Here is a 26,476-nt window from a genome sequence, read left to right as displayed (position 1 = left end):
TTCAACTGTGACTAATAGGTTGAAGAAAAGTTTTTCTTGCCAACCGACGACAAACACAGCAATCTGTCGCCGTTCGGGCAATTACGAGCATGGGAAGAGCTATAATGAAGCGTTTCGGGAGCGCCAAAACTTCCGGGCGGGAGAATGTGGGACAGGTTGTTCAACAACTATTCCTCATCGAACGCGGTAAATACGGGCCCCTTTCCTCTAACTTCGAAATGCCTGCCGCCAAGCCCCTTGTGGGCACTATCATATGCTGTCCGCCGCTGAACACGGACAGAGGAAAAAGGACCTGATGCATGGCCGAGACTGGCACTGTAAAATTCTTCAATACGGACAAGGGCTTTGGTTTTATCAAGCCAGATAACGGCGGCGCCGATATCTTCGTCCACATCTCCGCTGTACAGGCTTCCGGCCTGTCCGGTCTGTCTGAAAACCAGAAAGTCAGCTTCGACACGGAACCGGATCGTCGCGGCAAGGGCCCGAAGGCTGTAAACCTGCAGATCTCTGGCTAAAACCGCTTCGGTTTTATCTTCTAGTTGAAGCCCGGCATCACTGCCGGGTTTTTTTGTGCTCAGGCCTCAGGCAACAACTTGATCCTGTCGCGCAAAAGTGTGCCGCGGTTTTGCGAAAACGACATGCGAGAAAACAAAGACTTAAAGCGTGATGAGCCAATCTGAAAGATCGCGGCACGCTTAGTCGCCCGCCCTATCAGCTAAATCAGATGCCCTGCAGGAAAGGGTTTGTGCGCCGCTCATCGCCAATACGGCTTCCCGGACCATGGCCGCACAAAAAGCCCACCTCATCTCCCAACGGCAGAACCTTATCGCGGATGGAGGCGAGCAACTGTTCATGGTTGCCGCCGGGCAGGTCCGTGCGACCAATTGAACCATTGAACAGAACATCGCCCAGAATGGCAAAGTTCATGGCGCGATTGACGAAAATAACATGGCCGGGCGCATGGCCTGGGCAATGGAAGATTTCGAACCTGTGGTCGCCAAGCGTTACCACATCGCCCTCTTCCAGCCAACGGTCGGGCACGAGACGTCTCGCGGGAACCTCGTAGCCAAAGGCAGCGCCCCGGCTTTCCAGCGCGTCGAGAAGAAAGGCATCATCTTTGTGGGGACCAACCACTGGCACGCCAAGTTTTTCGCGCAACTCGTCTGCACCGCCGGCGTGATCGATATGCCCATGGGTGATCCAGATTTCCCGAACGGAAAGCCCTTGTTGCTCGATCACCTCAACGATGCGCGCGACATCGCCGCCTGGGTCTACCACGACCGCATCTTTGGTGTCTGTGTCGAACAGGATTGTGCAATTTTGCTGAAATGGAGTGACGGGAATAATCCCTGCCTGCAACTGCCCCATAAAAATACCCTTAGATCGAGAAAGCCGAAACCGGGTATAACGGGCATGCAGCCGATGCGCATCAAAAAGATCAGCGGCTGAGGAAATAGCTCGTTTCTGCCGACACAGTCGGCGCGAAAGCGGCACAGCTCACCAAAACGGCGGCCACGGCAAGCTTTGCTGCAAAAACAGTAATCATAACCGGACGCAATGGATTTGCAGAGGCCACTGAACGCTCACGGCCCGGCAGGTCTTCGGCAAAATCACTGGTCATCATGGTCATGGTCGCTCTCCTTTTAGTCTGCCCAGTAACGAGCCCTGCCCTCGGAAAGTTCCTCATCCGCATTCACCTGGAAGGAACATGTTGCAATTCTCACACACGGATCGTGCAGGTTGCACCGTTCCGATACAGTCTGCACCTTGCATGGGGATGGATGTTGCTTTCGGCACACAATGCAGTTGATTGTTCATGAGCTTCGCGCTTTATCAGAAGATGAGCAAAGCACCTGCTTTGCACCGCGCCAATGGTTAAGGCGCGCCTCGCAGATGAATGCATGAGAGGATTACGACAGGTGCCACCGGTCTCGTCTGGCAAAGCCGCCCCGAAGGTTCAGCCCCCCATGCCTGCGGTGGATGAGGCGGAGATCGATTTTGCCACAATCGAACTCTTCTTTTTCGCATACCGGGATTTCGTTTCCGATCCCGATGCAATCCTGTCCAAGATCGGCATGGGCCGTGCGCATCACCGTGTCGTCTACTTTGTATGCCGTCAGCCAGGAATGATGGTGACCGACCTTTTGGAAACGCTGCAAATTACGAAGCAAAGTCTGGCCCGCGTTCTCAAGCAGTTGATCGATAGCGGATATATTCGGCAAATGGCTGGCGCGAAAGATCGTCGCCAGCGCAGGCTTTATCCCACACTCGCAGGGCGGGAACTGGCGCTGGCACTCTCGCAGCCGCAGTCCTGCCGTATATCCAAGGCAATGGATGATCTGACCCCGGCGCAAAAAGAGGGGGTCATTTCCTTCCTGAAGGCAATGCGTGGACGAGAAGCAGGTTTGGAAGCGATCGAAACCGAGGTCGATTGAAATGGGTAATAGTATTGTGTCCCTTTCCGATGATGCAGCCCACCTGCTTGTGGTGGATGATGACGCACGCATTCGTGCGCTGCTCAATCGCTATCTGATGGAACAAGGTTTCCGTGTCACCGTGGCTGGCGATGCCGCCGAGGCGCGGCGGAAACTCGAAGGTCTGGATTTCGACCTGATTATCCTGGATGTGATGATGCCTGGCGAAACCGGTATTTCACTCACTCAGTCCCTGCGGGAAAAGCGCTCGATCCCCATCATTCTGCTGACTGCACGCGCTGAAGCCGAATCCCGTATTGAGGGGTTGGAGGCAGGGGCGGAAGATTATCTTCCCAAGCCCTTCGATCCCCGCGAACTGGTGCTTCGCATCAATAATATTTTGCGACGAAACACGAATGCCGATACGCCGAAGATCGATCAGGTCATGTTCGGCCCCTTCACTTTCTCCATTGCCCGCAAGGAACTGCGCAAGGCTGCAGAAACCATACGCCTGACCGACCGCGAACAGGAAATCATGCTTCTCTTCGCACTTCGTGCAGGTGACACCATTCCACGGCACGAACTGATTGGCGATGACGCCGAAGTGGGTGAGCGCACTATCGACGTCCAGATCAATCGTCTCCGACGGAAGATCGAGGACGATCCGGCCAACCCCATCTATCTCCAGACTGTACGCGGCATCGGCTATCGGTTGAGCATTGATTAAGCTGCAAACACCACTCAAACGCCATCTGACTGGCTTTAAAGACATCGCGGGGAAAACTGTCGTCGCCGCAACGCGCCTACAGCGCCGCTTTCCCCGGCAGGTCCACAAGGCGAGACCACCTGGCTGGGCCATTGTGGCGCGGTGGCTAAAGCGTCGTATGCCGACAGGGCTTTACACCCGCTCCGTTCTCATTGTCATCATTCCCATGCTTTTGCTGCAAACAGTTGTTTCGGCTGTCTTCATGGAACGGCACTGGCGCAATGTGACTGAGCGTCTCTCCGAAGGAGTGACCCGGGATATCGCTGCCATCATCGAGATCATTCGTACCTATCCCCCGGCAAATGGCGATTATTCCGAGATTACGCGCATCGCCCGCGATCAGCTTTCGCTGAACATTTCGGTCCTGCCCGATGCACAGCTGCCGCCGCCCCGGTCCAAGCCATTCTTCTCTATTCTGGACGATATTCTGGCGGACCAGATCAACAAGCAGATCCGCCTGCCCTACTGGATCGACACGGTTGGTGACAGTCGACTGGTGGAAATCCGCATTCTCCTCGACAAAAAGGTGCTGCGGGTGTTTGCGCTGCGAAACCAGACCTATGCGTCCAACACGCATATCTTCCTTGTGTGGATGTTCGGCACGTCACTGCTGTTGATCGGTATCTCGGTTCTCTTCCTGCGTGGTCAGATCCGTCCTATTCTGGCTCTTGCCGATGCGGCCGAAAGCTTTGGCAAGGGTCAACGCGGCAATGATGCGGGCTTTACTCCGCGGGGTGCTGACGAAATACGCCGCGCCGGTATCGCCTTTATCCAGATGCGTGAGCGCATTGAGCGCCAAATCGAGCAACGCACGGCGATGCTGGCGGGCATTAGTCACGATCTTCGCACCATCCTCACTCGTTTCAAGCTGCAACTGGCACTGGCGGGCAACAACCCTGACCTTCAGGGCATGAGCGAAGACGTTGAAGACATGCAGAGCATGCTGGAGGGCTATCTCGCCTTCGCACGCGGAGAGGCGGAGGAGGATTTTGGTGAACTGCGCCTCAGCGAACTTCTCGAAAAGATCAAGGTTGATTTCGATCTGCATGGCAAGCAGATGGCCTACAAGATTGAAGGGGAAGACCTGCTTTCCGTAAGGCCCAACGCCTTCATCCGGCTTGTCGGCAATCTGGCCTCCAACAGCCAGCGATATGCCAACAAACTCAGTATCGACGCGCGCCATAGTGCCCGCTGGCTGACACTGACGTTCGATGATGATGGCCCTGGCATTCCAGAGAAATCCAGAGAGGACGTGTTCAAGCCGTTTTATCGTCTGGATGAGGCTAGAAATCTCAACGCGTCCGGCACTGGACTTGGCCTTGCCATCGCGCGGGATATCGCCCGTGCCCATGGCGGCAACGTGACCCTGACGGATAGTCCTATGGGCGGATTGCGAGCGGTGGTGCGCGTGCCAGCCTGATTGGGACAAACTGTCAAGGCATTTTCAGGACAGTGAAACCCAGTTTTCTGTCCAGAAATGGGTAAAACGAAGCGTTAGAGCGGCTGCGCATTTCCGTCAAACATGCAGACGCCCTACTTACAACGTTACATCATTTTCTGGCCATTGGGCACGCCGCGTTCGACGCCTGCAAGAACGATCGCGCCGTTCTCATCGGCAAAGCCCAGCGTCAAAACCTCAGAGCGGACTGGACCGATTTGGCGCGGCGGGAAGTTGACTACGGCCAAAACCTGCCTGCCGAGAAGCGTTTGCGGTGTATAATGAACGGTGATCTGCGCCGATGATCGCTTCACGCCGATCTCAGGCCCAAAGTCGATGCGCAGCTTGTAGGCAGGCTTTCGCGCTTCCGGAAAATCTTCCACCTCGACAATGGTACCGACGCGGATATCTACCTTCTCAAAATCGTCCCAAACAATCTCAGCCATAAATTTTTAGCGTCCCAACTCCTCGGCGCGGTCCCGCGCTGCGGCAATGGCCCTGTCGAACAGCGGCTGCATCGCATCGTCCGCCATCAAAACCGAAAGCGCAGCTGCGGTTGTGCCGCCGGGTGAAGTCACGTTTTGACGAAGCCTTGCCGCTTCTTCGCTGGATTGATGCAGAAGTTCGCCTGCACCGGCAACGGTTTCCCGCGCCAGCCGCATGGCAAGATCAGCGGGCAAGCCAAGCTTGCGTCCAGCTTCAGCCATGCATTCTACCAGATAAAACACATAAGCCGGACCACTGCCGGAAACGGCTGTGACGGCATCAATATCCGCTTCAGTCGCCACCCATTCAACGGGGCCGCTCACCTTCAACAGGTTGGTCACGATTTGGCGCTGAGCCTCTGAAACGCGTGCATTGGCGAAAGCCCCGGTTACACCCCGGCCCACCGTGGCAGGCGTATTCGGCATAGCGCGAACCATGCCCGCTTCCCCCAGCACGCTTTCCATAAAACGGAGCGTCTTGCCGGCAGCGACAGACACCACCACTGTGTTCTCATCGATCAAGGACTTTAGCGGCGCAAGCACCTTGTCCATCACCTGCGGCTTCACTGCCAGAAAGAGAATGGCAGCCTTCAAGCCCTCAGGCGCCTCCGGCGCGTGGCGTACACCAAATTGCGCAAGCTTGGCTTGAGTGGCCTCGGAGGGCTGTGGGTCAACGACCAGAATGGCGCTTGCCTCAAAGCCGCTCTTTAGCCAGCCGAACAGCATGGCACCGCCCATATTGCCCGCGCCAACCAGAACGACGGGACGATCGGCACCAGGCTGCATCAGCACTCTCCAACAGTTTCGAACAAGACGGCTTCCATAGCCGATTTCGCGTCAAGGCCAGACCACACAACGAACTGGAAGGCCTGATAATAGGTCTCACAGGTTTCCAGTGAGTTGGATAGCAGCACTTCCACCTGCTGGTTGGTGGGCTCCGCGCCGCCTGAAAGCAGCAGGGACTGGCGGAAAATCACCACATCTTCCTGACGCCACAGGTCGAAGTGCCCCATCAGAACCTGGCCATTGATCTGCGAAAGAAGCCTTATCACTTCATTCGCCCGCACTTCAGGAACCTTGAGGTCGAAGGCGCAGGCCAGATGCAGAGCTTCGAACTCTTCCATCCAGGAAAAAGAGACGTGGTAATCGGTCCAGTGACCTTCCACCGTCATGGCGATTTCATCCTCGCCAGACCGCTCGAACGTCCAGTCATTCGAGGCGGCAACGAACTCGATCATATCGACCGGGTTTGAATGACGTTCCGTCTGCAATTCTACTAGGCTCATGCGGCACCTTCTTAACCGGAATGAAAGCGAGATCTGTGCAAGGGCTACGCACCAACCGACGCAAACAATGAACCGGAAACACATTCTCTCGATGATCCCCGCAGCGCGTCGAAGGTAGGCTGTGTGCCCTGTCTGGACCTTGCGAGCGCCGTTTCGAATCATCATTTAAAATCAGTGTATAGAGACAGATTCACAGCACCAGCCCCTCGCCTTATTTTTGCGGGGACGACTCAGATTTCAATCTCCCGCGCGGGTTCAGCGAAGACGATTAACTGACTCTGCCGCTTGTGTTTTTGGCAAGTGTCCACAGGCTGAAATTAGTTAAGCGGCGTTAATGGTTCAGCAGGGCGTCAATAACAAAAACGGCGCATCCCCGGTTCATTGGGTGCGCCGTTTCGGGATTCGAGGTGTGTCGCGAGCTATCAGCCCTGTTGTGATGCCAGTTTTGCTTCCAGCGCATCGATACGCGCCTTCAGGGCATCGTTCTCATCGCGAGCCTTGATGGCCATTTCGCGCACGGCTTCAAATTCCTCGCGCTTCACCACATCAAGCGTATTGATGAACCGCTCCATCTGCGCGTGAATGGCGGTTTCTGCCTCTTTACGCACGTTCTGCGCTGCACCCGCTGCGTCGGTCATGAGGCGTGCGAATTCGTCCAGTATGCGGTTCGTGCCAGTGGTCATTGTTTCCAAACTCCAGCTTGCCCGAAAGGGGCTGCGTCAACTTCCTGCACCTGAGGTAGGCCCTGAGCGCTCAGCTTGCAAGATTTTTGCCCCGGTGCATGAGAAATTCCTGCATTTCCTTGAGGATGACCTTACGTTTGACGAGATTCACCTTGACCCTGCAAGAACGGAAAGTCATCTTCCGGGCCATAATTGAGACGTCCGGCCGAGGTATATTCAACTTTGTATTCAGCACCTGGTCTCCTCGCCATCCTGCCCTATCCGGCCATTGATCCGATTGCCTTTTCCATCGGCCCCTTTGCCGTTCACTGGTATGGTATTGCCTATGTCGCCGGTATCATGCTGGGCTGGTTCTATGCCAAGCGCATGGTTGCCCGCGCCGAATTGTGGCCGAATGCGCAATCCCCCATGTCGACCGAGAAACTCGATGATTTTCTCGTCTGGGTTGCTGCTGGCATCGTGCTTGGTGGACGCATAGGCTACATCCTGTTTTATGATCTCGGCGCCATTATCGAAAACCCGATCCGCGCCATCCAGATCTGGAATGGCGGCATGTCCTTCCATGGCGGGTTGATCGGCACCACGCTTGCCATGATCATCTTTGCGCGCCGCAATAGCATTCCCGTATGGAGCCTGTTCGATACTGTGGCAGCCGTTGCGCCATTTGGCCTGTTTTTCGGACGTATCGCCAATTTCGTGAATGGTGAACTTTGGGGCCGGGTCACCGATGCGCCCTGGGCCATGGTGTTCCCCACTGGCGGCCCCTTTGCCCGTCATCCAAGCCAGCTTTATGAAGCGGCGCTGGAAGGCCTCGTTTTGTTTCTCGTGCTGCGCATCATGACTCATCATGTCAAGGCACTGCGGCAGCCAGGCATCGTCTCCGGCGTCTTCGTGTGCGGCTATGCGCTTTCGCGCATCTTTGTGGAATTCTTCCGCGAACCCGATGCCCAGCTCGGCTATCTGGCGTTTGGCTGGCTCACCATGGGCATGGTTTTATCCATTCCGATGTTCCTGATTGGCGTTTGGGCGATCATCAGAGCCCGCACAGCCACCGAAGCAATCTGACGCGAGGACGGGTGAAGCCATGACCACGCCACTTGCGGAGAAAATCAAAAACCTCATTCGAATGAGCGGTCCGTTAAGCGTAACGGACTATTTCGCCCTGTGCCTCGCAGATCCTGAGCATGGCTATTACCGAACGCGCGAGCCTTTCGGCCAATCCGGCGATTTCATAACCGCGCCTGAAATTAGCCAGTTGTTCGGTGAAATGGTCGGCGTATTCCTTGTCCATGCCTGGCAGCAACACGGTAGTCCCGTGCCGGTCAATCTTGTTGAGATCGGCCCCGGTCGCGGCACGATGATGCTGGATATGATCCGCGTGATCCGCCGTTTAGCGCCCGATCTTTTTGAAGCGCTCAGTGTTCATTTGGTGGAAACCAGCGACCGGCTGCGCGGTGTTCAAAGAGTGACGCTCGAAGCCTTCTCGTCCAAGGTAAGCTGGCATCGCGGCTTTGATGAAGTGCCGAATGGCTTCACACTGATTGCCGCCAACGAATTATTCGATGCCATTCCCATTCGCCAGTTTGTAAAAACACCAAAGGGCTTCCGCGAACGCCTTGTGGGACTGGATGCGGAAGACGAGTTGGCTTTTGGCATCGGCGTCGCAACCATTGATCCCGCTCTCTTGCCGCAAAACAGCGGCGGCGAACCGGACGGAACGGTTTATGAGATCGCGCCTGCGCGGCAAGCTGTTATGCAGGCACTGTGCGAGCGTCTTCGCCAGTCTGGCGGCACAGCACTGATCATCGATTACGGCCATATGGTCACGGGCTTTGGTGATACGCTGCAGGCCGTGTTGCACCATGAATATGATCCGCCACTCGCCCATCCTGGTGAAGCGGACCTCACCAGCCACGTCGATTTTGAGGATCTTGCTCGTGTGGCGCGTGCCTCGGGCGTCCAAATCAATGGATGCCTGCATCAGGGCGATTTCCTTTACGGTCTCGGGCTTTCGCAACGCGCTGAGGCGCTTGCCAATGGAAAGGCTGAACCTGAGCAGCGTGCCATCGCGCTGGCGGCAGATCGCCTTGCGGGCGCTGGCGAAGGCAAGATGGGCGAGCTTTTCAAGGTCATGGCCGTCTCGTCTCCAAAGGTGACACTCACTCCCTTTCGTCCGCCGGTCTGATCGTCAAACGGTTGACAGGCTGCTATTTGCCGGTCCACATTCGCGAAAAACGAAGCACCGATGACCCGATCACACGGGCTATCATTCATCGCGCCTGGCGGACTAGAGCAATTCCAGCGAAAGTAGAAACCGGTTTCGCGTTCGGAATGGCGATAAAACGCTGAAACGGTTTAGGGCACTTTTCCCTCATCAAATTGCGGATAGTCATGCAGCAAGATTTGCCGACGCCTATTGAGAGCCCCCTGCTGTCGTCTGTTGGCGGCACGCATATCAAGCATGGTTTCTTCACGCGTCAGGGCGGCGTGTCGCAAGGCATCTATGCTGGCCTGAATGTCGGCCTTGGCTCAAATGACGACAAGACTTGCGTTGCAGAAAACCGACGCAGAGTAGCCCAATGGTTTAACCAGCCGCTTGAGAAGCTCGCAACCGTTCACCAGATCCATTCTCCAACAGTGGTTGTAATGGATGACACGTATAATGGTGAACGCCCGCAGGCGGATGCCATGGTCACCGCCACACCGGGATTGATCCTCGGCGTCTTGGCCGCTGATTGCGGGCCCATCCTCTTTGCCGATCCACAGGCAGGCGTTGTCGGCGCTGCCCATGCAGGCTGGAAGGGTGCCCTGTTCGGCGTGGCCGAGAACACCATTGGCGCAATGATTTCTCTTGGTGCAAAGCTTGAGAATATTGTTGCGGCCCTTGGCCCTTCGATTGGGCCGGCAAGCTACGAAGTTGGGCCTGATTATCGAGATCGTTTCCTGAGCGAAGCGCAAGACTATCAGCGCTATTTCACACCCTCGCTAAAGGCTGATCATTTCATGTTTGATCTGCCATCACTGACGACAAAGCGACTTCTCGATGCCGGTATCCGCGCCGAAAACCTCAGCATCGATACCTATCCCGATCGCGCCAGGTTTTTCTCCTATCGTCGCACCACCCATGCGGGCGAACCGGATTACGGACGACAGATTTCAGCCATCGCAATCATGGAGACCTGACATGGCCCTTCATTTTGAACGAAGCGAATATGCCGATCGCCTTTTGCGCCTGACGGAAGCGATGAAAGCGGAAAAACTGGATGCACTGCTGCTTTTCGCGCAGGAAAGCATGTATTGGCTGACAGGCTACGACACCTTTGGTTACTGCTTCTTTCAGTGCATGATCGTGAAAGCAGATGGTGCCATCTCCCTGCTGACGCGCTCGGCAGATCTTCGCCAAGCAAGGCATACATCCATCGTGGAAGATATCCATGTCTGGGTGGACCGGGTGAATGCGGACCCGACGCTGGATTTGAAGAACCTCCTCAGCGATATGGATCTTCTCGGCGCGAAGATTGGCGTCGAATACGATACGCACGGCATGACAGGGCGGATAGCCAAGCTCCTGGACAATCAACTTTCGTCCTTTGGCTCCCTCAGCGATGCATCCCATATCGTCAGCCGGTTGCGTCTTCGCAAAAGCCCCGCCGAAATTGTGCATGTCATGCGTGCTGCAGAGCTTGCCGATGACGCACTGGATGCAGCCTTGTCTCTGACGAAGGCAGGCGCAGATGAGGCGGATATTCTCGCCGGTATGCAAGCCGCTGTTTTCGCCGGTGGCGGCGATTATCCCGCAAACGAATTCATCATCGGCTCTGGAGCGGACGCCCTGCTCTGCCGTTACAAGGCTGGCCGCCGCAGACTGGATGCCCAGGATCAACTGACACTGGAATGGGCAGGTGTCTCAGCCCACTATCATGCCGCCATGATGCGCACCATTATAGTCGGCGAGGTGTCCAGCCGCCATCAGGAGCTTTATAATGCCTGCCGCGAGACACTCCTGGCCATTGAAGAGGTTCTGCGACCTGGCAACAGTTTCGGTACAGTGTTTGATACCCATGCCCGCATTATAGATGAGCGTGGCCTTACCCGTCACCGCCTGAATGCCTGCGGTTACTCTCTCGGTGCTCGCTTCTCACCCTCATGGATGGAGCATCAGATGTTCCATGCGGGTAATGAACAAGAAATCCTGCCGGATATGTCGCTCTTCGTTCACATGATCATCATGGACAGCGATACTGGTGCCGCCATGACCCTTGGGCAGACTTACCTGACAACGGAAGATGCACCCCGCAACCTGTCTCGACACAGCCTCGACCTCCTCATCAGGTAAGAGCGTATTTGTTTCGCGTTGACACAGGCAAGGCCTGACCCCTAGTCTTTCCAGTGAAAATGGGCGGGGGACAGGAATGGGCGAACGCCATTTGCAATTATGGGGACCTCTTGCGGCCCTGCTTCTTTCTGCTTGCAACACATCAGATGCTTTGACGCCGAAAGTCGATGTTGGCGGCGGGCTTTACCCTTCCACCCCGGTCAGCCAGGCAGAGGCGCAACGGTTGGCCAGCAGCGATACTGGTAACGAAAGCCAGCGCGGCTACTATCCACCACCGCCGCAGCCCGACAGAACCGGCCCACAAAATCGAATGGAAGCGCAAAGCAGGGCTTTGTCTGGCGCTGACGCCCCGATTGAGAGTGAACCCCTTCCTCCTCCGCCCGGCCAATCTTCTGCTCCAGCCGCAACTCCCTCGCCACAACCGGCAGAGACCGCTACCATTTCGGACAGTGACACAATCCGTTTTCTCCCCATCATTGGGGCACCGGTTGAAGCCGTCACGCCCCTCTCGCGCCAATTGGGAGATTCGGCCCGCGCCGGAGGGCTGACCATCAGGTCGTCCACGGATACGACCGCGGCTCACATCTTGAAGGGCTATCTCTCTGCCTTTCAAAGCGGTTCAAATGTCACGGTCGTCTATGTCTGGGATGTGCTCGATCCTGCTGGCAGCCGTTTGAACCGCATTCAGGGGCAGTTATCCACACCATCTCGTGGTGGCGACGCTTGGGCATCGGTTCCGGCAGAATTAATGCAAACCATTGGGCAAAACACCATTAACAGCTATCTTGAGTGGCGAAACCAGAATAATGATTGACCCAAGGTTGAGGTAAATTTACCACCTCGAATGGAGCTATCAGAAAAAACAGGCAGATCGGGCGGAACTCTATTGCATTCGAGAGTAGCGTCGGTAAAAGGCCCGCATCCAGCGTCAAAATAGGCGGACCCAAATGAAGGTTTTCGCAGGCAATTCGAACCGGCATCTGGCCGACGCGATCTGTTCCTACCTTAATGTACCCCTCGGAAGAGCCAGCGTCAGACGGTTCGCGGACCAGGAAATCTTTGTAGAGATCCAGGAAAATGTTCGCGGCGAAGACGTATTCGTGGTTCAATCCACCTCGTTCCCGGCGAACGATCATCTGATGGAACTGCTCATCATGATCGATGCATTCCGGCGCTCTTCCGCGCGGCGCATCACAGCAGTCATCCCCTACTTCGGCTATGCACGACAGGACCGCAAGGCCGGGCCCCGCACGCCGATTTCGGCAAAGCTCGTGGCAAACCTGATTACCGAGGCCGGGGCAGACCGCGTTCTGACCCTTGATCTTCATGCCGGGCAGATCCAGGGCTTCTTCGATATCCCGACCGATAATCTCTATGCCGTGCCAATCCTGGCCCGTGACGTCAAAGATCACTACGATCTGAAAAACGTCATGGTCGTTTCTCCGGATGTCGGTGGCGTCGTGCGCGCCAGGTCGCTGGCAAAGCGGCTCGATTGCCAACTGGCTATCGTGGACAAGCGTCGCGAACGTGCCGGTGAATCAGAAGTCATGAACGTCATCGGCGATGTGACCGGCAAGGACTGTTTGCTGATCGACGATATCGTGGATTCCGGTGGCACGCTCTGCAATGCGGCGGAAGCCCTGCTAAAGAATGGAGCAACCAGCGTCACGGCTTACATCACCCATGGTGTTCTCTCCGGTGGCGCGGTCGCTCGTGTCAGCGCATCCAAACTGCGGGAACTGGTGATTACGGATTCGATCCAGCCAACAACGGCAGTGCAGTCTGCACCGAACATTCGTGTCGTGACGACAGCCAGCCTGCTTGGCGAAGCAATCAACCGCACGGCACTGGAAGAATCCGTTTCCAGCCTATTCGATTGATGTTCCAAAGCTGCTATTGAACAATAAGAAAACCCGCCCTGATTTTTCAGCAGGGCGGGTTTTTGATTCAACAGTCAATGAAAATAATCAGGCGACATCACGCAGACTGTTGCTGGAAGCAGAAACCTCCGAACCCGTCGTGCTGCTCATACCGTTCACAAAACCATCAATTTCGGCGAGTGGCACCGGACGTCCGAAATAGTAACCTTGCAACTGCTCGCAGCCTTCGCTGCGCAAAAACGCTACATGCTCTTCGGTCTCCACCCCCTCGGCTAGAACGGGGATGTTCAGACTGTGGGCCAGGATCAAGGTGGAACGAACAATCGCCGCCGATAGCTTGTCCGCATGAACCTTGTCTATGAACGAACGATCGATCTTGATCTTGTCGAAGGGGAAACTCATCAAGGTAGAAAGTGAGGAGTAGCCGGTCCCGTAATCGTCCATGGCAATTTTCACGCCGAGTTCCTTCAACTGGCGAATGGTGACCAAAGCGCGCTCCTGCTCTTTGATAAGCCCGGACTCTGTGATTTCCAGTTCCAATCTCTGAGGCGCAAGTCCGGTTCTCTGGAGAATTGCTTTCACCTTTGAGGGGAAGCTAACGTCTGACAGCTGCTGAGCAGCGACGTTAACGGCAACCGAATAGGGGTTCTTCCACTGCGAAGCTTCGCGACACGCATGGTTCAGAACCCATTCACCAATCTCGATGATCAGGCCGGAGCGTTCAGCAATGGGGATAAACTCCGCAGGCGAAATGCGCCCCTGGAGCGGATGGTTCCAGCGCAATAGCGCCTCAAATCCAATCAGTTCCCCGCTCTGTGTATCGTGCTGCACTTGGTAATAGATCTCAAGTTCGTCGTCGCTTAGTGCGCGCCGCAGATCAATTGCAAGTGCGTTGCGTTGTCGCGAAGCCTCATCCATTGAAGCCTCATAAAAACACACTGCGTTCGGCCCCGTCGCTTTGGCTCGATACATGGCCACATCAGCCTGAGCGATCACGTTTTCCAAAGCCTCGCCATTCTGCTTATCCCAAGTTGCAATTCCGACACTTGAGGAAACTAGGAAGCGATTGCCGCTCCATTCAATAGGCCTTGCAATTTCTGCCAGAATGCGATGCGCCAGAGAAAGCCCATCATTCCTTCCAAAATAACTGCGGCTGAAAGCGATGAATTCGTCCCCGCCTATGCGGGCCAGAAATTCACCTGCTCCGACTATCGATGAAATTCGGCCGCCGATGGCCTGCAAAACAGCATCACCTGCCGCATGACCATGAACATCGTTAATCTCTTTGAAGCGGTTAAGATCGAAGGAGAGCACTGCCACCTTGCCGCTGTTCAAAAAGCTGCTCTTCACAAGTTCGCGCTGCTCCTCCTGGAAGGCAGCCCGGTTTGGCAGCCCGGTCAAAGGATCATGAAGAGAAAGATGGCGATACCTTTCAATCGCCGCTTGGGTCGTATGGGCATCAAGCACGTAAGTGCAAGCTGCGAGAGCCAAGAGAACAAGCATGACACCCAGCACGCTAATGCCCAGCACCGAGGATGGAGCCGCGATTGAGGACAATGCCGCTGAGGGATCCAGCGTAATACTGACCGCCGACATGCCGGTGAAGTGAGTGCTCACGATTGCAAGAATGAAGGCTACAGTTCCGCCGTGCCGGCAATAGCGCGTGAGGGGGCGGATCACGCGATTGGTTGCAACAATGGCAAACACCACGCCAAGCAATAGAGAAACCCAAACAAACGTGCTGTTCCACTCTAGCGTACCAGGCACATTGAAAGCTGACATGCCGGTATAGTGCATGCCACCAATGCCAAGACCCACAATAAGCCCGCCTCCCTCCGCCAGCAGCGTTTTGTTGCTGAAGCTTGCCACCGCAAATCCGAAGACGCAGCTTGCTATTGCGATACCAAGGGAAATTATCGTGAGGTCAATGGCATATCCCGATGCATATCCGGGAGCATAACCGAGCATGGAGAGAAAGTGTGTTGTCCATATGACGCCGCCACCAACCAACCCAGCCAGGCAGTTCCAGACAAGCTTCTCACTTCGTCCCGATGCGGATAATGAACGGGCAAACAGCCGCATAGTAAGATAGCATCCCATGAGACACACGGCTGCGGCAATAAAGACGTAACGCAGATCGTGATCTTGAACGAGACATTGGTAAATAGTCAGCATCGAGCCAGGCACCTTCGGAACAGACCAATCAGCTTAAACAAGCAAAGTGTAGATTTGCTTGGCTTAAGCGGTAAACAGGATGCTAATTCGCCGTATCTTGAAATGGATAGGCTGCCGCCTTCTTGCCTTGCTCTTGCCGATGCGCTATAGCGCCCACGTCCGCGTAGACACCCTTGGAGGCAACGCGGATGAAGCGTATCGGATGATGCCCTTCAAATTCGTTTTGAGGCTTAAAGCCAAAACGGATTCTCCAACAACCTCGAAAGGAAATGCCATGAGCCACGCATCTTACGAGCTCAAGGCCGAGGCGCGCGAACGGGCTGGTAAGGGGTCCTCCCGTGAACTTCGCCGCAACGGTTTGATTCCTGCCGTCATCTACGGTGACAAGCAGGCCCCGATTTCTATCGCTTTGTCCACGAACGAAGTGACCAAGCGTATTCACGCTGGCGGCTTCATGACCACCGTGCTGACGATCGACCTCAACGGTCAGAAGATTTCGGTTCTGCCGAAGGATTACCAGCGCGACCCGGTTCGCGATTTCACCATGCATGTCGACTTCCTGCGCGTTTCCGCAGACAGCCGCGTCACGGTTGAAGTTCCGGTTCACTTCGTCAACGAAGAAAAGTCTGCCATCAAGACCGGCGGCGTTCTGAACGTTGTTCGTCACCACGTTGAACTGGCTTGCCCGGCAAACGACATTCCGGAATTCCTGACTGTAGACCTGAGCGGTCTCCAGGTTGGCGATTCCATCCACATCTCCAACGTCAAGCTGCCGAAGGGTGTTGAGCCGACGATCACCGATCGCGACTTCACCATCGCTTCCATCGTAGCACCGGCTGCTGGCGTTGAGGAAACTGAAGAAGCTGCATCAGAAGCTTCTGAATAAGCTTCTGCCTTTAGCGACTCGATTACGGCCCGCTCTGGTTTCCAGGGCGGGTTTCTTTTTACCTTTATTTAATCGCTATTTAAAAATGACGGTGGCCTCTACCTCATTTTGAGGCAGAGCGGGTTTTTAAACCAAGGACAATTCAATTGGTCTGAACCCGATTAGGACGGGATTAATTAATCCATGTGACTTTGCGGCAAGAGCGGTAGAACAACAACGCTCTGCTAGCGGCATATGGGGGATGCAGTGACACGGTCTGTTGAAAGTCGTTTCATAGCAATTATTTCCGGTGCGCTGCTCATTGTCGTCGTTCCTTTGTTCACACTGTTCCTAGCGTTGTCCTCTCGCCAGGCTGCGGAAAGCCTGCGTGATCACATGCAGGTGCTCATCGGAGCCAATTCACAGGCGCTCTCCAAGCCGCTCTGGGATCTGGATATCGAAAGCATACGCCTTGTCACCGAGAGCATGGTGGCAGAAAGCGCGATCCGCGTGGTTCGGGTTACCGACACGCTGGGCAAATTTGATGTCACCGAAAGCAATTTGCGCGAAAGTGGCGAAGATCTTGAGCGGATCGCGCGCCCCATTGTGTATCGCGGGCCAGACGGCATTCAAACTATCGGCACTCTAACGATCCACTATAGCAAGGTTGGATTGTTCTCGACGCTGAACAGAATGGAAATCACGCTGATTTCCATTTTCGCCGTCGCCATCTTTGTCGTTTTCATCGCAGCCATCATTGGCAACAGATTGATGGTCATTCGTCCTTTGTTGCGCCTGACCGCAGCTGTGGAAGCAACGCGCCGCCTCGGCTCGCGCCATCATGTGAACTGGCGGTCAAACGACGAAATCGGACGGCTGGCGAAAAGCTTCAACGACATGCAGACGCAGCTCGACCGCGAAGAACGGGAACTGAAGCGCGCTCACCAGCAGACGACGGAAATTTACAACCTCACACCGGCCATGCTGTTTTCGCTGGATGCGGAAGATCTTATCTGGGCGGTCAGCGATTACTGGCTTCTTGCCAGCGGCTATAGTCGCCGAAATGTTCTCGGTCGCCCCTTTGTCGATCTCATCGTAGAGGAAGATCGTCCGCTTTACCTGAACCGCAAGGCGCAACCGGGTTATGAAGGCACGACACGCGGTGTGACCGTGAAATTCCAGTGCGCGAACGGGCGCATCATTGACGTATTGATCATGGAAACGCTGCTGAAATCATCCTCGGCGGAGCTTCCCACATCCCTTAGCGTCATGACGGACGTGACCGAACTGAAACAGTCTGAACTGCGCAATCACCAGCAGGCAATTACTGACCATCTGACAGGTCTCCTAAACCGGCAAGGCTTTGAGGCGATGCTGGATCAGAAGATTGCCCAGGCGGATCACGATCAAACCCAGGTTGCTTGCCTGTTCATCGACCTCGACCGCTTCAAGGCCATCAACGATACGCTGGGTCATGCTGCCGGTGATTGTGTGCTGCGGCAATTCGTGGAGCGCATCAAACCCTTTATCGCCCCCGCAGATTGCGCGTCACGCCTGGGCGGCGATGAATTCGCCCTGCTGATCACCGGCGCACAGGCAGAAGAGCGGGCTGCGAAAATCTGCGAAAAAATTGTTGGCGTCTTCGAGAGCGCTTTCGATGTGGAAGGCTCAAACGTGCGCCTGAGCGCCAGCATTGGACTTGCCAGCTATCCGCGGCATGCCTCCAGTGCTGCCCAATTGTTGCAGCGCTCTGACATGGCCATGTATGCGCGCAAGCGGGATGGGAAGAATGGAGCGAGCGTTTATGACGAGGCAATCTCGGACCGAACGCGCCAGCGAGCGGAAATCGAAAACGACATAGCCGAAGCCTTGGAGCATGAATGGTTTGAAGCGCATTTCCAACCAATTATCGATGTCTTGACGCAGAAGCCGTGTGGCTATGAAGCACTCATGCGACTTCGCCATCCTTCAAAAGGCCTGTTACCACCAGGCGGATTTATCGCGGTTGCTGAGGAAACTGGCGTCATCGGCCAGATCGGTAACGAAATCCTGGAGGATGCGCTGAAAAGCCTCGCGGCCATCTCCAAGCTGCCGGAAATGGATCACACTTATGTAGCGGTGAATTTCTCCCCGCTTCAATTTGAACCCGGGCTTCCAATCCGCATCGCGGCGCAGATTAATCGCTTCGGTCTTCGCCCGGATCAGTTGGTTATCGAAATCACGGAAGCAGTTCTGCTTCACGACAACCCGGAAATCCGAAAGATCTTGGACCAGATCCATGAATTCGGTTGTCAGATCGCCTTGGACGATTTTGGCACTGGCTATTCATCGCTGAGCTATTTGAGCCGGGTTCCGGTCGATATCATCAAAATCGATCAGTCCTTCGTACGCTCGATAGGGACGGATCAAATCAGTGTCGCACAGAAAAACCGGATGCTGATGGAAAGCATTACGGCTATAGCGCATAAAATGAACTGCAAAGTTGTGGCAGAAGGTGTAGAAACAGCTGAACAATACGCATTGCTGCAAACACTGGGTATCGATTACGCGCAGGGATATCTTTTCTCCAAGCCGCGCTTCGTGCCTGAGCTGATGAAAGACATGACGTTCAGCCGTCAAACGGCAGAAATCAAAATCGCATGAGGGCTCACTACAGGCTTTAAGGGGGAGTGGTGGGGGTGAAGCAGTTCCTGTTCGCAAGCGTTTTACTTCTGATAAGCACGCCGGCTTGGGCGATAAACATCGTCTTCGCGACAGAACCCTATCCTCCCTACAGCTTTATTGCTCCGGATGGTCAGCCATCTGGCGCTGGCGTCGAAGTTGTCAGGCTGATCATGCGGGAAGTGCGGCAGGAGGCAAGCTATACGATTGAGTTGATGCCTTGGGCACGAGCGCTAGCCCTCGCAGAAACACAACCGAATCATTGCGTCTTCGCCACAGCCCGAACCACAGATCGAGAAAACCGGTTTCAGTGGGTTGCGCCATTGATCGCGGATGTGAATTTTCTAGTTTCACGTCGAGATGCAAACATTGATGCGCAAACTCTTCAACAGGCGACGGCCTTTAGCGTTGCCACACAACGCGGTGATTTTACCGAAGGCCTTCTCAAGCGACAGGGCTTTAGGCGAATTGATGTTAGCAACACATTCGAAACGTCTTTGAACAAGCTTCTGGCCGCACGCGTAGACCTGATGCCGATGTCGGAAAGCGTGTTCAACAAGCTGGTGAATGACGGTGCAGAACTCAAAAAGGTCCTGCCCTTCGCCGATGAACAACTGGGCATTGCATGTAACCGCCTTATTCCGTCACCGCTCATCGCGCGCATGCAAGCAGCCTTGGATACCTTACGCGGCGCGGGAATAAGGGATGCCATATTTCAGAAATACGGGCTTTTACCCGGTCGATAAACGGGAAAAGACCCTTTGCAGATAACAGCCTCCACTTGACTTACAGCCCCAATCAGAGTGGGAAAGCAGTATCAAGTTTAGGAATTGGGCATGATTATCATCGTAGGTTTGGGCAACCCCGGCAGCAAATATTCCGGTAACCGCCACAATATCGGCTTCATGGCTGTCGATTCCCTGCAGCGACTGCCGAGCTTCGGCCCTTGGTCGAAGAAGTTCAAGGCGGAAATTTCCGAGGGTGAACTAGCCGGTGAGAAGGTGTTGCTGATGAAACCGCAAACCTTCATGAATCTCTCCGGTGAATCTGCAGGTGAAGCCATGCGTTTCTACAAGCTAGGTCCGCAGAACATCATCGCCATCTATGACGAGCTGGACCTGCCACCCGGCAAGGCACGTATAAAAATCGGTGGCGGTCATGGTGGCCATAATGGCGTAAAGTCCCTTGATGCCCACTGCGGCAAGGATTACCGGCGTCTGCGGCTTGGCATCGGCCACCCTGGCGCAAAGGAGTTGGTGCATAACCACGTTCTGGGCGATTTCGCCAAGGCGGACTCAAGCTGGCTCGAAACCCTGCTGGATGCCATCGCCGCGAATGCCGAAATGCTGGTCAAGGGTGAAGATTCGCAATTCATGAACAAGATTGCCTTGGCAACCGGCGATAAATCGGCAGATAAACCCGAAAAAGCACCTAAGCCCGCCAAGCCCGCGTCAGGCCAATCCCACATTCGGCAAGCACGGAGCCAGGGCAAGCCCTCGCTGCCGACAACCGGACCCATGGCAGATATGCTTAAAAAGATGTTTGGCGGTAAGGAGTAGGCTCACTCCTCAGGCTCAGCCGTAAACATAAGCGGAAATTCAGCGTCCTTGGCCAGATCCATGGCTTCCTTGACCTTGGTTTCAGCCACATCCTTGGTGCAGACGACAACGACGCAGGAACCCATGCGATGGGCTGTCATCATGACCCGCTGGCTGGCATCCGCCCCCATGCGAAATACGACCTTGAGAACCAGCACCACGAATTCGCGCGGCGTGTAGTCGTCGTTATGCAGCAGCACCTTGTAGAGTTTGGGTCTATCCAGCTTAGGCTTGGACTTCACAATCGGCTTGATGGTGGTGTTTTCGCTCATGCCACATCTCCGTGCGCTGCCATCGGCACGATCAATCTCGACGATCAGGGGAACAGGAAGGGCTCTGCCCAGCGCTCATATAATAGAGGATGCAGGCTTTTCCGACAAGTGATTGCGCGTATTCTGTCGCTCACCCTTGACCCTTGGGTCTCTTTCCCCCATAGCCGAAACAAATTCGAACTCAAGGACGGGTGAACCCTTATGGGCTTCAAATGCGGCATCGTCGGCTTGCCCAATGTTGGCAAGTCAACCCTCTTCAACGCGCTGACCAAGACTGCTGCGGCACAGGCGGCCAATTATCCATTCTGCACTATTGAGCCGAATACCGGCGAAGTGGCGGTGCCTGACGCGCGCATGCAAAAGCTTGCGTCCATTGCCGGCTCCAAGGAAATCATTCCCACCCGCATTTCCTTCGTGGATATTGCAGGCCTGGTGCGTGGCGCTTCCAAGGGTGAAGGTCTCGGCAACAAGTTCCTGGCCAATATTCGCGAAGTGGATGCTGTCGTCCACGTTCTACGTTGCTTTGAAGACGATGACATCACGCATGTCGAAGGGCGCATCAACCCGGTCGGCGATGCTGAAACCATCGAGACCGAGCTTATGCTCGCCGATCTGGAGAGCTTGGAACGCCGCGTGGAACAGACGCGTAAACGTGCCACCGGCAAGGACAAGGATTCCGTTGCGCAGCTGCCTGTTATGGAAGCCGTCATCAAGCTGTTGAACGAAGGCAAGCCCGCCCGCTTGCTGCTGAAGACGCTGGCTGCTGATGAGATCGAGATCCTGAAGGGTTTGAACCTCTTGACCTCGCACCCGGTTCTCTACGTTTGCAACGTGGCGGAAGGCGATGCTGCCACCGGCAACGAGCACACAAAAGCCGTTGCCGCCATGGCCAAGGAACAGGGTGCGGAATGCGTGGTCATTTCCGCGGCCATCGAAGCGGAAGTTGCGCAGCTGCCGGAAGAAGAAGCCCGTGAGTTTCTGTCGGCGCTGGAACTGGAAGAAGCCGGTCTCGACCGCTTGATCCGCGCTGGCTATCAGCTGCTCGACCTGATCACTTATTTTACCGTCGGCCCGAAAGAATGCCGTGCCTGGACCATCGTTCGTGGCACCAAGGCACCGCAGGCGGCTGGCGTGATTCATACCGATTTCGAACGCGGCTTCATCCGCGCCTTCACCATTTCCTATGATGACTACATTGCCTACAAGGGCGAAGTGGGCGCCAAGGAAGCGGGCAAGGGCCGCGATGAAGGCAAGGAATATGTGGTTCAGGACGGCGACGTCATCCACTTCCGCTTCAACACCTAAGCACTATTTCCATTGCTAATATGAAGCCGCCCTGCCCCGCAGTGGCGGCTTTTTTGTTTAGAGCCGCAACAACAGGCTGATGGCAATAGCCCACATGATGACGCCGATCAGCAGATCCAGAACGCGCCACGCCTGAGGTTTGGCAAAAACCGGCCTCAACAACCGCGCACCATATCCGAGTGAGGCGAAGAAAACGCAGGATGCCGTGCTGGCACCAGCAGCGAAAATCAGTTCTTGACCTGGAAAGCGGGTAGAAATGGTCCCAACCAGCACCACCGTATCCAGATAGACATGCGGATTGAGCCAGGTGAAGGCGAGGCAGGTGCCGATGACGCTGGAAAACGGCAGGCCCCCGCTTTCCGCCACCAGCATACCATCTCCCTGCCGCGCAGCGGAAATGAGGCTACGCGTGCCATACCACGCCAGAAACGCCGCTCCGCCATAGCGCATCAGCGGATCGATCCAGGGGGCGAACATTAAAACCTGCCGAAAGCTGCTCACACCGAAAAAGATCAGGACTGCATCGGACAGCGCACATGTGACAACAACAGCCAGCACATATTCGTTGCGCAAACCCTGCCGCAGAACAAAAGCGTTTTGAGCGCCAATAGCCAGGATCAGACTGAACCCCACACTAAAACCCGTTGTGTAAGCCGCTGAAATCATCACACCACCCTTCCGATGCGACCACACTTAGGTTGCACAGGAAATTTAGTCCAGTTAAGCTTCCTAACGTAAGATTAGGATAGCTAAATCATGTTTGATTACGCAGCACTCCGCGCGGTGGCCGCCGTAATTCGTGAGGGGAGCTTTGAGAAAGCATCCCAAGTGCTAGGCGTCACGCCATCCGCAATTTCACAGCGCATCAAAGCCCTTGAAGAACGGCTTGGAACCATTCTTATCATTCGCGGCCAGCCCTGCACGGCGAGCATTGAAGGACAGAAAATCATTCGGCATGTCGAGGATGTCCTTCTTTTGGAGGAGGAACTATCGCGTGATCTGCCGGCGCTGCCCCTTAATGGTTCGAGCGAGGGGCGTCTCACACTGCCAATTGCAGTCAATGCGGATAGCCTTGCCACATGGTTCCTGCCTGCCGTGCGTGATTACTGCCTTGAGAGCGGCCATCTGCTGGACTTGATGGTTGATGATCAGGAACATACGGCGGAACTTTTGAAAAGCGGACGGGCGCTTGCGGCAGTGACGGCGAGTGCTGAACCTGTGCAAGGTTTTCGTAGCCTGCATCTGGGCCACATGCGGTACCACGCCGCGGCCTCGCCGGAATTTGCCAAACGCTGGTTTCCCTCGGGGCCGACGGCTCAATCCCTCTCGCAAGCCCCGGCGCTAATCTTCAACCGAAAGGACAATTTGCAAGACGAGTGGGTCCGTCAGGTAACCGGAGAAAAGGTGAGATTACCAGGCCACTGGATTCCGTCTAGCCAAGCCTTTATTGATGGCAGCCTTCTTTCCCTTGGCTGGGGCCTGAACCCGGAATACCTGTTGCGACCCTATCTCGACACGGGCAAGCTGATTGATCTTGCGCCGAACCATGTGGTGGAAGTGCCGCTTTACTGGCAGATCCGCAGCTCCGCAGCGCAGCAACTCAAGAAACTGACAGATTGCGTTGCCGCCTTCGCACTTCGCACCATCAACGGTCCATCAGCATAGGCATTGGCGTGGACCGTCGCGCCAAATAATTGCATAACTGCTGCAATGATGAATGGCATGAAGGAATTGAGAATGGCAGAAGAGAAGCTTCACTATGAAGACTTCACGCCAGAGCGCGTGTTCCCGCTGGGGCCGAAAACAGTCACCGCCGATGAGATCATAGAGTTTGCAGCCGAGTTTGATCCACAGCCGATGCACCTTGATGAAGAGGCTGGAAAGGCCAGCATTTTGGGCGGGCTCGCGGCTTCCGGCTGGCACACAGCCTCCATGCATATGCGCATGATCATCGACAGCTTCATTCTCAATTCCACCTGCCAAGGCGCACCCGGCGTAGAGTTCATGGATTGGAAGAAACCAGTTCTCGCGGGAGATACTCTTTCTGGCCGCGCTATTGTTCTGGATGCCCGCTCCCTCCGAAGCAAACCCGGTATCGGTTTGGTGCGCATGCGCACCGAAATCGACAATCAGAAAGGCGAGACGGTGTGCATGGCAGAGCAGATCATCATGTTTCGGATGCGCAGCGTACAGGAGGCAGCACAATGAGGATGGCGGAACTTTACGCAATCGGCCAACGCCTCGAGACCGGCACTTTGGAATTTGCGGCAGAGGACATCATTCGGTTTGCCAGCAAGTATGACCCGCAACCCTTCCATCTGGATGCGGAAGCTGCGAAGAACTATGTGTTTGGCGCGTTGTGCGCATCCGGCTGGCACACCAGTGCTGGCTGGATGAAAATGTTTCTGTCCTTCTGGAAGGGCGAGTGCAAGCGATTGGCGGCAGAGGGCCAGCAACCGCCACGCCTTGGCCCCTCACCCGGTTTCAAGAAACTTCAATGGCTGCGACCCGTCTTCGCAGGCGACAGCATTACCTATTTCGTGACCCTTCTGGATAGTCGGGAACTAGCCTCCAGACCTGGCACTTGGCTCAATACCACATTGAACGAGGGCATCAATCAGAACGGCGATACGGTTATTCGCTTTGAAAGTGGCGTTCTCGAATTCGCATAAGACTGCCGCTGTTGCACACTCTCTCGAAGCACCTCCTTCCGCCGATGGAAGAGGTGCTTCGTCAAGTTGCACAGCAATCAGTGCCCCTCGAAGGCCACCAGTGTGCGCACTTCGACGCCGAGCGCCTCAAGCTTCTTGCGACCACCCAGCTCCGGCAGATCGATCACAAAACAGGCACTGACGACTTCCGCACCCATCTGGCGAAGCAGTTTCACTGCGCCTTCTGCAGTGCCACCCGTTGCAATCAGATCGTCACAGAGGATCACCTTGTCGCCCTGCTTCACGGCATCGACGTGGATCTCCATTTCGTCGACGCCGTATTCCAGGCTGTAGGCGACGCGCACCGTGGTATGCGGCAACTTACCCTTCTTGCGGATAGGCACGAAGCCTGACGCCAGTTGATGCGCCATGGCGCCACCCAGAATGAAGCCACGTGCCTCTATACCAGCCACCTGATCTACTGCCAGATCGGCGTAAGGGCGAACAAGCTCGTCTACAGCGGTGCGGAAGGCGTTCGCATCCCCCAGCATGGTGGTGATATCGCGAAAGATGATGCCGGGCTTTGGATAGTTTTCAATGGCACGGATGGACGCGGCAAGGGTTTTTGCAATGTCTGACATAGAAGCTTCCGCAGTGTAGGTGTGAGGGAGCAGCAATCGGAAAGCCGGCGCCACTCTGGCGGTAACAGGCACACAATTGAAAAAGGCGGCCCGAAGCCGCCTTTCTACAGATCATGAGCGCTATGCTCAATGTTCCTTGTTTGCGTAAACCGACTTTTTCGTCAGGTACACAAGGATTGTGAATATAGCGAGAAACACCATCACCATGAAGCCAGTACGCTTGCGCTCTTCCAGATGCGGCTCTGCAGCCCACATCAAAAATGCGGAAACGTCTTTCGCATACTGATCGAGCGTCTGCGGCGCACCATCGTCGTAGGTCACCTGACCGTCCGAAAGAGGCGGCGCCATCTTCAAGGCAATCGCGCTGGCGAAATAAGGGTTGAAGTGCGTGCCTTCAGCCACTTCAACACCCTGTGGCGGCTCATGATAGCCGGTCAACAGCGAATAGATGTAATCCGGTCCACCCTGCTGGTACTGTGTGAAGATGTCGAAGATGAAGAGCGGAAACCCACGCTCAACGCCACGCGCTTTGGCCAGGAGAGACATGTCTGGCGGGGCAGCCCCACCGTTGGCGGCAGCCGCTGCTTCATGGTTCGGGAATGGTGACGGGAAGTGGTCGGACGGAACAGCTTTGCGGGTGAACATCTCACCGTCACCGTTCGGACCGTCCTGCACTTCATATTCCGAGGCGAAGGCCTTTACCTGCGCATCCGAATAGCCAAGATTTTCCAAAGTGCGGAATGAAACCAATGACATCGAGTGACAGGCGGAGCAGACTTCCTTGTAAACCTTGAGGCCGCGCTGCAGCTGCCCCTTGTCGTACTTGCCAAATGGACCGCCAAAGCTCCAATCCACGTTCTTCGGCTTCAGCACCGGGAAGTGGCCTGCAGCAATGGCATGTTCCGTTGCGGCACCAAGATCATGTGCCTCCTCCGCAAAAGCGGAGGGTGCACCCATGCCTACCATCGCAGCAACGAGAGCGAGGCTTGTTACAAGCTTTTTCATTGTTCGCTTTCCTCT

Annotated in this window: 29 protein-coding genes; 18 read left to right on the top strand and 11 right to left on the bottom strand. The window is 55.4% G+C overall.

The features are described from left to right. Positions 1-299 precede the first annotated feature (299 nt). Complete coding sequence (locus AC0JZ1_RS06520) at positions 300-515, top strand: cold-shock protein (protein ID WP_046633016.1); 216 nt, start codon at positions 300-302, stop codon at positions 513-515. A gap of 205 nt (positions 516-720) precedes the next feature. On the opposite strand, the gene AC0JZ1_RS06515 is transcribed toward AC0JZ1_RS06520, so the two are convergent. Both AC0JZ1_RS06515 and AC0JZ1_RS06510 read right to left on the bottom strand, forming a co-directional pair. Then, complete coding sequence (locus tag AC0JZ1_RS06515) at positions 721-1,368, bottom strand: MBL fold metallo-hydrolase (RefSeq protein WP_471881603.1); 648 nt, start codon at positions 1,366-1,368, stop codon at positions 721-723. Positions 1,369-1,438: 70 nt separating this feature from the next. After that, the gene (locus AC0JZ1_RS06510) at positions 1,439-1,630 is read right to left on the bottom strand and encodes a hypothetical protein (RefSeq protein ID WP_471881602.1); all 192 of its coding nucleotides are present in this window, start codon (positions 1,628-1,630) and stop codon (positions 1,439-1,441) included. A gap of 271 nt (positions 1,631-1,901) precedes the next feature. Between AC0JZ1_RS06510 and AC0JZ1_RS06505 the strand changes: the two genes are divergently transcribed. The 3 genes from AC0JZ1_RS06505 (at position 1,902) to AC0JZ1_RS06495 (ending at position 4,600) form a co-directional block, all read left to right on the top strand. Continuing rightward, entirely contained in the window at positions 1,902-2,435 is a 534-nt protein-coding gene (locus AC0JZ1_RS06505; RefSeq protein WP_471881601.1) for a MarR family winged helix-turn-helix transcriptional regulator, read from the top strand. Position 2,436: 1 nt separating this feature from the next. Beyond that, complete coding sequence (locus tag AC0JZ1_RS06500) at positions 2,437-3,141, top strand: response regulator (protein WP_471881600.1); 705 nt, start codon at positions 2,437-2,439, stop codon at positions 3,139-3,141. A gap of 157 nt (positions 3,142-3,298) precedes the next feature. Next, positions 3,299-4,600 (top strand): ATP-binding protein, encoded by a 1,302-nt coding sequence (locus AC0JZ1_RS06495; RefSeq protein WP_471883375.1) that lies wholly within the window; start codon positions 3,299-3,301, stop codon positions 4,598-4,600. 125 nt (positions 4,601-4,725) lie between these two features. On the opposite strand, the gene AC0JZ1_RS06490 is transcribed toward AC0JZ1_RS06495, so the two are convergent. From AC0JZ1_RS06490 to AC0JZ1_RS06475, 4 genes are all read right to left on the bottom strand, one after another. Continuing rightward, positions 4,726-5,064: a tRNA-binding protein gene (locus AC0JZ1_RS06490; protein ID WP_471881599.1), complete on the bottom strand. Its 339-nt coding sequence runs from the start codon at positions 5,062-5,064 to the stop codon at positions 4,726-4,728. A gap of 6 nt (positions 5,065-5,070) precedes the next feature. Next, entirely contained in the window at positions 5,071-5,889 is an 819-nt protein-coding gene (gene proC, locus AC0JZ1_RS06485; protein ID WP_471881598.1) for a pyrroline-5-carboxylate reductase, read from the bottom strand. Further along, positions 5,889-6,389: a type III secretion system chaperone family protein gene (locus AC0JZ1_RS06480; protein ID WP_471881597.1), complete on the bottom strand. Its 501-nt coding sequence runs from the start codon at positions 6,387-6,389 to the stop codon at positions 5,889-5,891. The genes proC and AC0JZ1_RS06480 overlap by 1 nt, the downstream gene beginning before the upstream one ends. A 422-nt stretch (positions 6,390-6,811) precedes the next feature. Continuing rightward, positions 6,812-7,072, bottom strand: a complete 261-nt coding sequence (locus AC0JZ1_RS06475) for an accessory factor UbiK family protein (protein WP_471881596.1) — start codon at positions 7,070-7,072, stop codon at positions 6,812-6,814. A gap of 222 nt (positions 7,073-7,294) precedes the next feature. On the opposite strand from AC0JZ1_RS06475, the gene lgt reads away from it, so the two are divergent. The 6 genes from lgt to AC0JZ1_RS06445 all read left to right on the top strand — a co-directional run bounded on the left by lgt (position 7,295) and on the right by AC0JZ1_RS06445 (position 13,288). Beyond that, positions 7,295-8,137 (top strand): prolipoprotein diacylglyceryl transferase, encoded by an 843-nt coding sequence (gene lgt / locus AC0JZ1_RS06470; protein WP_471881595.1) that lies wholly within the window; start codon positions 7,295-7,297, stop codon positions 8,135-8,137. A gap of 19 nt (positions 8,138-8,156) precedes the next feature. Beyond that, positions 8,157-9,257 carry a class I SAM-dependent methyltransferase gene (locus AC0JZ1_RS06465; RefSeq protein ID WP_471881594.1) on the top strand — a complete coding sequence of 367 codons (1,101 nt, stop codon included), beginning with the start codon at positions 8,157-8,159 and terminating at the stop codon, positions 9,255-9,257. A 206-nt stretch (positions 9,258-9,463) separates the two neighbouring features. Beyond that, entirely contained in the window at positions 9,464-10,255 is a 792-nt protein-coding gene (pgeF, locus tag AC0JZ1_RS06460) for a peptidoglycan editing factor PgeF (protein WP_471881593.1), read from the top strand. A gap of 1 nt (position 10,256) precedes the next feature. Continuing rightward, positions 10,257-11,408, top strand: coding sequence for a M24 family metallopeptidase (locus AC0JZ1_RS06455; RefSeq protein WP_471881592.1), 1,152 nt, complete (start codon positions 10,257-10,259; stop codon positions 11,406-11,408). A 76-nt stretch (positions 11,409-11,484) separates the two neighbouring features. Further along, positions 11,485-12,222: a hypothetical protein gene (locus AC0JZ1_RS06450; RefSeq protein WP_471881591.1), complete on the top strand. Its 738-nt coding sequence runs from the start codon at positions 11,485-11,487 to the stop codon at positions 12,220-12,222. Positions 12,223-12,355: 133 nt separating this feature from the next. Then, complete coding sequence (locus AC0JZ1_RS06445) at positions 12,356-13,288, top strand: ribose-phosphate pyrophosphokinase (RefSeq protein WP_471881590.1); 933 nt, start codon at positions 12,356-12,358, stop codon at positions 13,286-13,288. Between the two features lie 87 nt (positions 13,289-13,375). Here the strand turns inward: AC0JZ1_RS06445 and AC0JZ1_RS06440 are convergent, their stop codons facing one another. Next, a complete protein-coding gene (locus tag AC0JZ1_RS06440; RefSeq protein ID WP_471881589.1) occupies positions 13,376-15,463 on the bottom strand; it encodes a putative bifunctional diguanylate cyclase/phosphodiesterase in 2,088 nt (695 codons plus the stop codon). 274 nt (positions 15,464-15,737) lie between these two features. On the opposite strand from AC0JZ1_RS06440, the gene AC0JZ1_RS06435 reads away from it, so the two are divergent. From AC0JZ1_RS06435 to pth, 4 genes are all read left to right on the top strand, one after another. Further along, positions 15,738-16,349, top strand: coding sequence for a 50S ribosomal protein L25/general stress protein Ctc (locus AC0JZ1_RS06435; protein ID WP_471881588.1), 612 nt, complete (start codon positions 15,738-15,740; stop codon positions 16,347-16,349). A gap of 246 nt (positions 16,350-16,595) precedes the next feature. Continuing rightward, positions 16,596-18,971 carry a putative bifunctional diguanylate cyclase/phosphodiesterase gene (locus AC0JZ1_RS06430; RefSeq protein ID WP_471881587.1) on the top strand — a complete coding sequence of 792 codons (2,376 nt, stop codon included), beginning with the start codon at positions 16,596-16,598 and terminating at the stop codon, positions 18,969-18,971. A 35-nt stretch (positions 18,972-19,006) separates the two neighbouring features. Beyond that, positions 19,007-19,735 carry a substrate-binding periplasmic protein gene (locus AC0JZ1_RS06425; protein ID WP_471881586.1) on the top strand — a complete coding sequence of 243 codons (729 nt, stop codon included), beginning with the start codon at positions 19,007-19,009 and terminating at the stop codon, positions 19,733-19,735. Between the two features lie 90 nt (positions 19,736-19,825). Continuing rightward, on the top strand, positions 19,826-20,548 hold the full coding sequence (gene pth, locus AC0JZ1_RS06420; protein ID WP_471881585.1) for an aminoacyl-tRNA hydrolase: 723 nt from the start codon (positions 19,826-19,828) through the stop codon (positions 20,546-20,548). A 2-nt stretch (positions 20,549-20,550) separates the two neighbouring features. Here the strand turns inward: pth and clpS are convergent, their stop codons facing one another. Continuing rightward, the gene (gene clpS / locus AC0JZ1_RS06415; RefSeq protein ID WP_471881584.1) at positions 20,551-20,859 is read right to left on the bottom strand and encodes an ATP-dependent Clp protease adapter ClpS; all 309 of its coding nucleotides are present in this window, start codon (positions 20,857-20,859) and stop codon (positions 20,551-20,553) included. Between the two features lie 201 nt (positions 20,860-21,060). On the opposite strand from clpS, the gene ychF reads away from it, so the two are divergent. After that, the gene (gene ychF / locus AC0JZ1_RS06410) at positions 21,061-22,164 is read left to right on the top strand and encodes a redox-regulated ATPase YchF (RefSeq protein WP_471881583.1); all 1,104 of its coding nucleotides are present in this window, start codon (positions 21,061-21,063) and stop codon (positions 22,162-22,164) included. Between the two features lie 57 nt (positions 22,165-22,221). Here ychF and AC0JZ1_RS06405 read toward each other — a convergent pair whose 3' ends face one another. After that, positions 22,222-22,830 (bottom strand): LysE/ArgO family amino acid transporter, encoded by a 609-nt coding sequence (locus AC0JZ1_RS06405; protein ID WP_471883374.1) that lies wholly within the window; start codon positions 22,828-22,830, stop codon positions 22,222-22,224. Between the two features lie 90 nt (positions 22,831-22,920). Here AC0JZ1_RS06405 and AC0JZ1_RS06400 point away from each other — a divergent pair, with 90 nt between their 5' ends. The 3 genes from AC0JZ1_RS06400 to AC0JZ1_RS06390 all read left to right on the top strand — a co-directional run bounded on the left by AC0JZ1_RS06400 (position 22,921) and on the right by AC0JZ1_RS06390 (position 24,836). After that, a complete protein-coding gene (locus AC0JZ1_RS06400) occupies positions 22,921-23,829 on the top strand; it encodes a LysR family transcriptional regulator ArgP (RefSeq protein WP_471881582.1) in 909 nt (302 codons plus the stop codon). Between the two features lie 72 nt (positions 23,830-23,901). Then, the gene (locus tag AC0JZ1_RS06395; RefSeq protein WP_471881581.1) at positions 23,902-24,372 is read left to right on the top strand and encodes a MaoC family dehydratase; all 471 of its coding nucleotides are present in this window, start codon (positions 23,902-23,904) and stop codon (positions 24,370-24,372) included. After that, entirely contained in the window at positions 24,369-24,836 is a 468-nt protein-coding gene (locus tag AC0JZ1_RS06390) for a MaoC family dehydratase (protein WP_471881580.1), read from the top strand. Before AC0JZ1_RS06395 ends, AC0JZ1_RS06390 begins: the two co-directional genes overlap by 4 nt. A 77-nt stretch (positions 24,837-24,913) precedes the next feature. Here the strand turns inward: AC0JZ1_RS06390 and AC0JZ1_RS06385 are convergent, their stop codons facing one another. Then, entirely contained in the window at positions 24,914-25,456 is a 543-nt protein-coding gene (locus AC0JZ1_RS06385; RefSeq protein ID WP_471881579.1) for an adenine phosphoribosyltransferase, read from the bottom strand. Between the two features lie 126 nt (positions 25,457-25,582). Further along, positions 25,583-26,461: a cytochrome c1 gene (locus AC0JZ1_RS06380; RefSeq protein WP_471881578.1), complete on the bottom strand. Its 879-nt coding sequence runs from the start codon at positions 26,459-26,461 to the stop codon at positions 25,583-25,585. Positions 26,462-26,476: the final 15 nt, after the last annotated feature.

It is taken from the genome of Affinirhizobium capsici (assembly GCF_977018625.1).
This window is presented reverse-complemented; position numbering and strand designations above follow the sequence as displayed.

Coding starts and splice junctions, on each gene's coding strand:
- AC0JZ1_RS06500 (WP_471881600.1), top strand. CDS start 2,437: ATGGGTAATAGTATTGTGTCCCTTTCCGATGATGCAGCCCACCTGCTT.
- AC0JZ1_RS06490 (WP_471881599.1), bottom strand. CDS start 5,064: ATGGCTGAGATTGTTTGGGACGATTTTGAGAAGGTAGATATCCGCGTC.
- AC0JZ1_RS06435 (WP_471881588.1), top strand. CDS start 15,738: ATGAGCCACGCATCTTACGAGCTCAAGGCCGAGGCGCGCGAACGGGCT.
- AC0JZ1_RS06505 (WP_471881601.1), top strand. CDS start 1,902: ATGAGAGGATTACGACAGGTGCCACCGGTCTCGTCTGGCAAAGCCGCC.
- AC0JZ1_RS06495 (WP_471883375.1), top strand. CDS start 3,299: ATGCCGACAGGGCTTTACACCCGCTCCGTTCTCATTGTCATCATTCCC.
- ychF (WP_471881583.1), top strand. CDS start 21,061: ATGGGCTTCAAATGCGGCATCGTCGGCTTGCCCAATGTTGGCAAGTCA.
- pth (WP_471881585.1), top strand. CDS start 19,826: ATGATTATCATCGTAGGTTTGGGCAACCCCGGCAGCAAATATTCCGGT.
- AC0JZ1_RS06440 (WP_471881589.1), bottom strand. CDS start 15,463: ATGCTGACTATTTACCAATGTCTCGTTCAAGATCACGATCTGCGTTAC.
- proC (WP_471881598.1), bottom strand. CDS start 5,889: ATGCAGCCTGGTGCCGATCGTCCCGTCGTTCTGGTTGGCGCGGGCAAT.
- AC0JZ1_RS06445 (WP_471881590.1), top strand. CDS start 12,356: ATGAAGGTTTTCGCAGGCAATTCGAACCGGCATCTGGCCGACGCGATC.
- AC0JZ1_RS06515 (WP_471881603.1), bottom strand. CDS start 1,368: ATGGGGCAGTTGCAGGCAGGGATTATTCCCGTCACTCCATTTCAGCAA.
- AC0JZ1_RS06475 (WP_471881596.1), bottom strand. CDS start 7,072: ATGACCACTGGCACGAACCGCATACTGGACGAATTCGCACGCCTCATG.
- pgeF (WP_471881593.1), top strand. CDS start 9,464: ATGCAGCAAGATTTGCCGACGCCTATTGAGAGCCCCCTGCTGTCGTCT.
- AC0JZ1_RS06480 (WP_471881597.1), bottom strand. CDS start 6,389: ATGAGCCTAGTAGAATTGCAGACGGAACGTCATTCAAACCCGGTCGAT.
- AC0JZ1_RS06450 (WP_471881591.1), top strand. CDS start 11,485: ATGGGCGAACGCCATTTGCAATTATGGGGACCTCTTGCGGCCCTGCTT.
- AC0JZ1_RS06380 (WP_471881578.1), bottom strand. CDS start 26,461: ATGAAAAAGCTTGTAACAAGCCTCGCTCTCGTTGCTGCGATGGTAGGC.
- AC0JZ1_RS06405 (WP_471883374.1), bottom strand. CDS start 22,830: ATGATTTCAGCGGCTTACACAACGGGTTTTAGTGTGGGGTTCAGTCTG.
- AC0JZ1_RS06390 (WP_471881580.1), top strand. CDS start 24,369: ATGAGGATGGCGGAACTTTACGCAATCGGCCAACGCCTCGAGACCGGC.
- AC0JZ1_RS06385 (WP_471881579.1), bottom strand. CDS start 25,456: ATGTCAGACATTGCAAAAACCCTTGCCGCGTCCATCCGTGCCATTGAA.
- AC0JZ1_RS06400 (WP_471881582.1), top strand. CDS start 22,921: ATGTTTGATTACGCAGCACTCCGCGCGGTGGCCGCCGTAATTCGTGAG.
- AC0JZ1_RS06465 (WP_471881594.1), top strand. CDS start 8,157: ATGACCACGCCACTTGCGGAGAAAATCAAAAACCTCATTCGAATGAGC.
- AC0JZ1_RS06520 (WP_046633016.1), top strand. CDS start 300: ATGGCCGAGACTGGCACTGTAAAATTCTTCAATACGGACAAGGGCTTT.
- AC0JZ1_RS06510 (WP_471881602.1), bottom strand. CDS start 1,630: ATGACCATGATGACCAGTGATTTTGCCGAAGACCTGCCGGGCCGTGAG.
- AC0JZ1_RS06455 (WP_471881592.1), top strand. CDS start 10,257: ATGGCCCTTCATTTTGAACGAAGCGAATATGCCGATCGCCTTTTGCGC.
- AC0JZ1_RS06395 (WP_471881581.1), top strand. CDS start 23,902: ATGGCAGAAGAGAAGCTTCACTATGAAGACTTCACGCCAGAGCGCGTG.
- clpS (WP_471881584.1), bottom strand. CDS start 20,859: ATGAGCGAAAACACCACCATCAAGCCGATTGTGAAGTCCAAGCCTAAG.